This window comes from Nocardioides sp. (genome assembly GCF_050246775.1).
In the GTDB taxonomy this organism is placed as follows: Bacteria; Actinomycetota; Actinomycetes; order Propionibacteriales; family Nocardioidaceae; genus Nocardioides.
In genome coordinates this window covers 93,118-98,990 of record NZ_JBFWVK010000008.1, presented here as the reverse complement: position 1 = coordinate 98,990, position 5,873 = coordinate 93,118, and the positions used below count along the sequence as shown (strand labels likewise).

Annotated in this window: 7 protein-coding genes; all 7 read right to left on the bottom strand. The window is 71.3% G+C overall.

Features of this window, described 5'->3' with window-relative positions:
• Nucleotides 1-75: 75 nt before the first annotated feature.
• The gene (locus AB7I40_RS22710) at nucleotides 76-549 is read right to left on the bottom strand and encodes a TadE/TadG family type IV pilus assembly protein (protein ID WP_428347488.1); all 474 of its coding nucleotides are present in this window, start codon (nucleotides 547-549) and stop codon (nucleotides 76-78) included.
• Nucleotides 550-641: 92 nt separating this feature from the next.
• Nucleotides 642-866 (bottom strand): hypothetical protein, encoded by a 225-nt coding sequence (locus AB7I40_RS22705; RefSeq protein WP_428347489.1) that lies wholly within the window; start codon nucleotides 864-866, stop codon nucleotides 642-644.
• An 89-nt stretch (nucleotides 867-955) separates the two neighbouring features.
• Complete coding sequence (locus tag AB7I40_RS22700) at nucleotides 956-1,879, bottom strand: hypothetical protein (RefSeq protein WP_428347490.1); 924 nt, start codon at nucleotides 1,877-1,879, stop codon at nucleotides 956-958.
• Nucleotides 1,876-2,796, bottom strand: coding sequence for a type II secretion system F family protein (locus tag AB7I40_RS22695; protein ID WP_428347491.1), 921 nt, complete (start codon nucleotides 2,794-2,796; stop codon nucleotides 1,876-1,878). Before AB7I40_RS22695 ends, AB7I40_RS22700 begins: the two co-directional genes overlap by 4 nt.
• Nucleotide 2,797: 1 nt before the next feature.
• Nucleotides 2,798-4,135: a CpaF family protein gene (locus AB7I40_RS22690; protein ID WP_428347492.1), complete on the bottom strand. Its 1,338-nt coding sequence runs from the start codon at nucleotides 4,133-4,135 to the stop codon at nucleotides 2,798-2,800.
• Nucleotides 4,135-5,334, bottom strand: a complete 1,200-nt coding sequence (locus tag AB7I40_RS22685) for a hypothetical protein (RefSeq protein WP_428347493.1) — start codon at nucleotides 5,332-5,334, stop codon at nucleotides 4,135-4,137. Before AB7I40_RS22685 ends, AB7I40_RS22690 begins: the two co-directional genes overlap by 1 nt.
• A gap of 7 nt (nucleotides 5,335-5,341) precedes the next feature.
• The coding region (locus tag AB7I40_RS22680) for an SAF domain-containing protein (protein WP_428347494.1) at nucleotides 5,342-5,873 on the bottom strand (532 nt) is incomplete at its 5' end.

The following is a 5,873-nucleotide window of genomic DNA, read 5'->3' as shown; positions in this document are numbered from 1 at the left end:
CTCGTCGAGAGAAGGAATTGGTCCCGGGTTCGCGAACCCAGGCCATCTACTCTGGACTTCCCGCCCAGGTCGCCGTCAGTTCCCACCGTCGGACCCTTCAGAAATCGTGAACTCACGGGAGGGTTCGACGAACCTCTCCACGGGTGCCGTCGCGGTGGAGGTGATCGAGCCACCCAGCCACGGCGCCAGGGTGACGACGTCGACCGTCACGGTCACCCGGGCCTCGGTCGGCGAGCGGCTGACCGACACGCTCGAGCCGGTGACCGCTGGCTTGCCGTCGTCGTCGACGTACTCCTTGGCGGTGCTGCTGCCGGCGCCCTCGGTGCCGTCGAAGCGGGCAGCCGCGACCGCGCCCTCTCGCGCTGCGGCCTCGGCGACGCGCTGGGCGTGGAACCTGATGCCGTACTGCACCAGGGTGGTGAACAGGAAGATCAGCACCGTCGCCACGATCAGGAACTCCACGCCAGCGGCGCCCCGCTCGCCGCGGCGGCGCCAAGGGCGGGGCTCGAGGAGAGTGCGGCGGACGCGCCGTTGCTTTGGGGTGTTCATGCGGGTCGCACCTCCTCTCGGGTGGCGGTGAGGGCTACCGGCGTGTGCCTGGTGGTCCCTGACGCGGGTCGCGGGTTGGTGGGTGGGTCGGGCTACTTGCCGAGGTCGCCGACGAGGGACTTGGCGAATGCCATGACCGAGTCGCCGGCGAAGTAGGCGATCGCGATGCCGGCGCCGAGGATGACGAGCCACTCGACCGCGCTCGCGCCACGCTCGTCGCGCTTGCGGGGCTGGTGGATGAAGGCTGTGGCGGAGCCCTTCATACGCAGCATCAGGGTCAGCATCAGGACGTTGAGAACTCGGAACAACTTGAACATCTGGACTCCTCCTCGAGGATCGTGTGGTGCATGTGGGGGGATGACCGCTACCAGGCAGGTGCCGGGTTCGGCTGGACTTCTGGGTGTGGTCATGGGGCTCCCGCTGCGGATCGGAGAGCGAGGATGTAGGGCGCGGCGATGTAGACCGAGGCGAGCATCGCGGCCACGAGGGTCAGCTGGCGCATGGACTCGGTGGCCTTGTTGGCGCGCTCGACCGCGCCGGCCAGCCGCGAGGAGCGCATCGTCTTGGCTCGGGCGATCAACGAGGCCTTGACCCGTGCGCCGTCGTCTTGGGCCAGCTCGATGCTCGAGCGCAGGCTGACCAGCTCGGCGATGCGGTACCGCTCCCCCAGCTGCCCGAGCGCTTCCCAGGCGGTGATGCCGCGCGAGGGTGCCAGGTCGATGGCGGTGCGGATCTCGTCGAAGACTCGCCGGGTGCCGATCTGGGAGGCGGCCGGCAGGGCCTGGGCGTGCCCTTGGCCGGCTTCCATGCTCATGGCGACGAGGTCGAGGTAGATCGAGAGCGCCTGGGTGTACTCCTCGCGGGCGCTGGCTGCCTGGTTGCGCAGATCCCTGATCGAGAGCACCACCGCCGCTACGGCCAGGAGCGCACCGACGATCGGCGCCCACTGCACGGTGACGTCGTCGCCGCGCAGACGGCGGGCCAGGACCAGCACGATGGGGGCCAGGCCGAAGCCGAGAGCGAGGCCGGTGACGCGGGTGAGCCAGGACTGCAAGTCACGCTGGGTGATGGCCAGGTCGGGGGCAAGGTTGTCGAGGAAGTCGGGGCGGTGCGTCCGCAGCAGGTCGACGACCCAGCGGGCGATGCGACCGATGGGCGAGAGTTGCTGAGGCGAGTCGGCGCGTTCGGTGGCGCGCTCGCGGCCGCGGCGCCAGTGGTCGATCTCGGCGACCAGGTCCGGGGCCGGCGGGAACAGCAGCCAGCGCAGCTGCAGCAGCCCCAGCGCCAGCAGCGCGCCGAGGACGATGACGCCGGTGGTTGCGTGGTTCATCGGGTCCCCTCCTCGACGAGCGCTGCGCGGGCGCCCGGCCGTGTCTTGGGCCGGTAGGTGGCGGCCTCGAGCACCTCGGTGGAGGAGGACAGGAACCGCGGCTGGATCTCCGGCTCCGCGAGCTTGCGGACCCGGCTGAACACGAACACGAACGCGACAGCGAGGAGCAGCGGCAGGACCTGGGCGGCGCTGTCGGCCTCGTTGGGGAGGCTGGGGGGCGCGAAGAGGTTGGCGCCGATGACCAGCACCGCGGTCAGTGCGGCGACCTGGGCGGCCTCGCGGCGGATCATGTTGCGCTCGCGCATGATCTTGGTTCGCTGCTCGAGCTCGTCGCGCAGCGCCTCCGAGAGCGCGCCCAGGACGTCGGAGAGCCGGCCGCGGCGCTGGCGGGCCGACAGCGCGAGGGCCGCGACGACGGTGTCGGCGCTGGCGTCGTCGACCTCGTCGGCGAACAGGCTCAGCGCCTCGGGCAGCGGGACCTTGACGCTGAGCCGTCGCGACATCAACCGCAACGGGCCCACGAGGACGTCGGAGGCGGTGTCGACCGTGCGGGGGATGACCGACTCCAGGCCGGAGCCCTTCTGGGCCAGGTCGCGCAGCGCCTCGGTCCACTGGGCCAGCGCCTCCAGCTTGGCGAGGTCGGCACGTTCGGCCCTCCCGCCGCCGACCACCATCGGCCACAGCACCACCGCGGCGCCGGCGATGACACCGAACACCAGGTTGCGGCTCACCAGCACCACCATGAGGCCGACCGCCCCACCGGCGATCAGCGTCCGCTGCTCGTGGGCCGAGAGCCGGCTGGACGTGCTGCGCACCCTCTCCCCCGTTCGGAGGGTGGGGAGCAGCGGAAGGCCTCGGATCAGGCGTGCGATGCCGAGCAGGCCGAGGGCCAGCGCGACCCCGAGAAGCGCGACCATGTCAGACCCACCGCCCCGGGTCGGGGTCGCCGACGTCGCGGTAGCCGACCTCGCGCAGCGCCTCGATGCAGTTGATGGCAACCGGCTCGTCCCGCACTGCCATCCCGTCCGGGCCGGGACGGAAGATCTCGTTGGTCTTCAACCCGTGCTCGTCGTAGCCGACGATCTCGCGTACCGAGTGCACGACCCGGCGCTGGGCGCCCTCGCCGCGGTAGCGGCGCGCGAAGACGAGGAAGTCCAGGCCGTTGGCGATCATGCTGACCGTCGCTGCGCGCGGGAGCCGCTCGGGGGCCTGCACCGCGTAGGCGATGATGTTCTCCACGATGCCCTCGGAGCTGTTGGCGTGGATCGTGGACAGGCTGCCGTCGTTGCCCTGCATCATCGCGTTGAGCATCACCAGGGCCTCATCACCCAGGACCTCGCCGACGATGACCCGGTCGGGTCGCATGCGCTTGGAGATGGTGACCAGCTCTCGCATGGGCACGGCACCTTCGCCCTCGGCGTTGGCCAGCCGCTCCTCCATCACCACAGTGTCGGGGTGGGCGTCGACGTCGTCCTCCAGGCCCAGCTCGAGGGCCCGTTCGATGGTGATGAGCCGTTCCTCGGGACCGATCTCGGCGGCCAGGGCGCGCAGCAGCACGGTCTTCCCGGAGCTGGTCTCGCCGCCGATCATGAGGTTCTTCTTCGCTCGGACCGCCGCCGCGAAGAAGTCGGCCAACGGCTGGTCGATGGTGCCGTTGGCCACCAGGTCCTTGAGCGTGTACCGCATGTGGCGGTGGTGCAAGCGGATCGCGATGACCGGGGCGGTGCTGACGGCCATCACGGCCTGGACGCGCGCCGAGCCGAGACGGAAGTTCACGTGCGGGTTGGCCGAGTCGAAGCTGCGGCCCGAGAGGCCCTCGTGGGCGGCGAGGGTCTGGATGGTCTCGATGAGCTCCTCGTTGGAGGCGAACACCGGCGCGACCTTGGCCCTAACACCGTTGGTGTAGTCGACGAAGACGTTCTGCCAACCGTTGACGTCGATCTCCTCGATCCGCTCGTCACGCAGCAGCGCCTCCAGCGACCCGGCGCCGTAGAGCCGGTTCTTGAGGGCGTTGACCAGGTCCTGGGTGTCCTCCCACGACATCTGGCCGAGCCCGCCCTCGGCCTGGGACCGGGCGTGCTCGTCAACGACGCGGTGGGCCAGCTCGGCCTTGAAGGCGTCAGTGTCCTCGTCCGACAGCGGCGGCTGGTGACGGCGCCGGCGCTCGGAGAGGTCCTCCTCGAGCAGGTCACCGACGCGAACCTGGAGCCGGCGCAGCAGCGCGTGGTCGAGGCTGGGTGCTTCGGATCGCTCCATCAGCGGCGCTCCTGTCGTGCTGCGGTCTCCCAGCGGCCGACACCGGCGCCCTGGCTGTCGGCTTGGTCGGCCTGGCTGTGGGCCTGGCCGTTCAGGTGGCCGTTCTGCTGGCCGTTCTGCTCGCCGCTGCCGGTCGGGGTGTCCGGTGTCTGGGCACTGCGGGTCGGTCTCCAGGCAGGCGGCGCACCGAGAGGCTGCGTAGCCGTCGGGGTGGCCGCGTTCTGCTGACCCTCGCGAGGTGCGTCGACGGGAACTGGCGCGTCGTGGGGTGCGTAGGGTGACGCCCAGGACTGCGGCTGGTCCTGAGTCTCCTGCTCGTCCCGACGTCGACGACGCGCACCGATCTTGTCGCCGCTCTTGGCGGACGGGTCGGCGTGCGAGAGCCCGGTGGCCAGGCCGACCATCCACATCACCTTGCGGGCCGACTTCATCAGCGGCGATTTGCGCAGCGGCTTGGCCCAGGGGTCGGCGCCGTTCTCGAGGTGTGCGACCGCGCCCGGGTCCCAGGCCAGCCAGCTGACCCCGCGCAGGGTGGGCCCGACTGCGGTCTCGCCGAGGATCTCCGCGACGCTGTTGGCGATGGCGCCGCCGTGCTGGCGGGGCGCGATGACCACCGGCAGCACGATTGGGGGACGGCCGTTGCGGTCGGCGATCGCCGGCACGAGGAGCTCGAGCCGATCGACCATGTGCTGGACCGAGGCCATGTCGCTGCGGCACACCGGGATCAGCGCGTCGGCGGCGGCCGCGACGGCCAGCGACGGCGAGCCGGTGTGGATGCGGCCGAGGTCGGCGAAGACCGGCACCGACTGCGCTTCGAGCGCACTGGCCAGCACCGGCCAGGCCATCGACGTGCCGTGCTCGGCGGCCATGAACCCCGGGACGATGCGCACATGTTCGGACATCTCGTGCGATCCGTCGCGCCACAGGTCGCGGTGACGTCGCTCCGACGCGCCCCCAGGCCCGGCGAGCGAGGTGCGCGGTCCCGACGCCCGACCCTGACCCGATCGGCCGGCGCTGACGCTGAGCACGGTCGGGGTCGTGGGCAGAGGGTTGCCGTCGCGGCGGATTCGCAGCGCGAGGTCACCGCCGTAGGGGTCTGCCTCGACGACCACGGCCGGCAGGCCTCGGGCGGCCGCCAGCGCGAGAGCGGCCGTGGTCGCCCCGGGAGCACCACGGTCGGCGCAGATTGCGAACAGCATGCAGTCCTCACTCCCCCGCCGTGTCGCTGCTGGAGAGCGGCGCCTGGATGATCGTGACCTGACCTGCGGCGCTGTAGGCCGCGACCTGCTCGGCCTCGCCGGCGTCGACGAGCACCGTGACCACGCGCCCGCCCTCAGGGGTGTCTCCCACCGCCTGCACGGACGCGGCCTGTGACAGCACCGCAGGCGCCTGGAGTTGCTCGCTGGAGCCCTCGGCACCTTCGACGGGCACCACGATGACCGTCACGACGTCGCCGGCGGACAGGCCGCCGGGTACGCGTCCGTTCGGCAGCGCGATCGCGACGACGCGCTCGTCTTCGCCGGGGACCAGCTCGTCGGTCAGCGCGGCGTCGGTGAGGACCTGGCCCTCGACGAGACCGGCCGCGGCTCGCTTGCCGACCACCGAGTCGATGTCGGTGGCCGGGATCGCGCCGGCGACACCGGCCACCTCGACCGGTCGTACGTCGCCCTCCTCGATCACCTGGCCGGCCGGTACGGCGTCGGTGACGGCGAGGACCTCGACCCGGTCGCTTTGGGAC